The organism is Microbacterium umsixpiens, from assembly GCF_053543675.1.
On record NZ_JBLVOH010000132.1, the window covers coordinates 4,039 to 6,066 of the forward strand.

The window sequence follows — 2,028 nt, forward strand, 5'->3', positions numbered from 1 at the left end:
TCGTCCAGATCAGGAACCGGCGCCGGTCGATCTCGTCGGGGGCGATTCCGGCGACGGGCCGGAGCCTGCGCACCAGCATCCGCACGACGATCACCGCGACGAGACCGGCGACGAGGCCGGGGAGCCAGGCGAACGGCCCCGCACCGGGGCGGATCATCGCGGCCACGACGGCGAGCGCGCCGAGAGCAGCGAGGATCACGGCCCCGATCGGAGGGCGTCGCAGCTCCAGGAAGCCGGCGAACGCGGCGACGACCGCGAGGACGATGGCGACCCCGACGATCAGGGCCACCTTGTCTCCGGTGCCGAACAGCGCGATCGCCGTGTCTTTCGCCCAGCTCGGCGCGAGGTCGATGAGCCCGCTGCCGATCACGGCGAACGGGCTCGCGCTCGGCTCCACGACCGCAGCGACGAGTTCGGCCAGGCCGACCGCGACGACGGCCGCGCTCAGGCCCGCGGCTGCGGATCGGATCCGGTCCTGCCGCGTCGAGTGCCTCGCGTGCGTCGTCATTCCCTGAGCGTAACCCCGAACTCAGAGCCCGTTGCGGCGCGCGACCTCCCCGAGCCAGGCGAGCGAGGGCTTCGGAGTGCGCTCGAACGTCTGATGGTCGAAACCGATCAGGCCGAAGGTGGGGGCGAAGCCGCTGGCCCACTCGTAGTTGTCCAGCGCGCTCCAGTGCTGGTACGCCCGCACATCGATGCCGTCGGAGATCGCGCGGTGCAGTCCCTCGAGCGCACCCTGCGTGTAGGCGATGCGGCGGGTGTCGTCGGCGGTCGCGATGCCGTTCTCGGTCACGAGCACGGGCACCCCTCCGCTGCGTTCCCATGCGCTGCGCACACCCATCTCGAGCGCCTCGGGGAAGAACTCCCAGCCGGTCAGGGTCGTCTCCACATCCGGCGACACGGGTCGCGGACCCTCCGGTCCGATGAAGGTGCGCGTGTACGCCTGCACGCCGACGAAGTCGTCGCCGGCCGACTGGTCGAGGTACCAGTGGTCGCGCGGGTCACCGTATTCGGCGAGCATCTCGTCGGCGCCGGGCTCACCGGTGGAGTGGAACGCCTGCGTGGCGATGGTCCAGCCGGCCTTGACCCCCGGCACCGAGTGCAGGATCTCGGAGGCGCGGTGGTGCGCGTCGAGCAGGGTATCGGCCACGGCGAGGTCGGGGTTCGGGAGGCCGAAGGCCACGAGGTTCGCGGCATCCTCTCCCCCGGCCAGCATCGCGGCGATGTTCGGCTCGTTGATCGTGCACACGTACTCGACGCCGTCGAGGATCGGGAGCACGGTCTCGACGTAGCGGGCGAACAGGTCGACCGCGTCGTCGGCACGCCAGAAGCCGTCCTTCTGGAACCACTGCGGCACCGTGAAGTGCATGAGCGTGACCGTCGGGTCGAGCCCGTTCTCGCGCGCCGTGTCGATCATGCGGCGGTAGTGGTCGAGCATCGCCCGCGAGACGAAGCCGCGCTCGGGCTCGATCCGCGCCCACTCCACCGAGAACCGGTAGGAGTTCAACCCGGCGGCGGCCAGCAGCCGCATATCCTCCGGGTAGCGGTGGAAGTGGTCGGCGGCGTCACCGGAGGGCTCGACCATGGGCGAGCCGGGGGCGTGTTCCATCGCCCACCAGTTGCTCGTGGTGTTGTTGCCCTCCACCTGGTGGGCCGCGGTCGCGGCACCCCACAGGAAGCCGTCGGGGAATGCGAGCACGAGTGCTCCTCTCATGAGTGGTTCTATCGGATACGAGTCGGATTGGGCACGGCGTCCAGCAGCTGGATCGTGTACGGATCCTCCGGATGCTGCAGCACCTCGGCGGTCTCTCCGCGTTCGACCACGCGGCCGCCGTTGAGCACCAGGATGTTCTGCGTCACGAGCCTCGCGCTCAGCAGGTCGTGCGTGATGTAGAGCATGCTGATGCCCCATCTCTCGCGCAGATCCTCCAGCAGCGCCAGCACGCCCGCACGCAGCGAGACGTCGAGCATCGAGACCGGCTCGTCGGCGATGAGCACCTGCGGGTCGCTCGCGAGCGCCCGGGCGAT

1 protein-coding gene and 2 pseudogenes are annotated in these 2,028 nt (G+C 70.0%); all 3 read right to left on the reverse strand.

Going from position 1 to position 2,028, the window contains the following annotated elements:
* A pseudogene (locus tag ACNPM4_RS13225) lies at nt 1–508 on the reverse strand (molybdopterin-dependent oxidoreductase); the annotation flags it as partial.
* 21 nt (nt 509–529) lie between these two features.
* A complete protein-coding gene (locus ACNPM4_RS13230; RefSeq protein WP_372469353.1) occupies nt 530–1,699 on the reverse strand; it encodes a glycoside hydrolase family 1 protein in 1,170 nt (389 codons plus the stop codon).
* Between the two features lie 23 nt (nt 1,700–1,722).
* Nucleotides 1,723–2,028, reverse strand: a pseudogene (locus ACNPM4_RS13235) (ABC transporter ATP-binding protein); the annotation flags it as partial.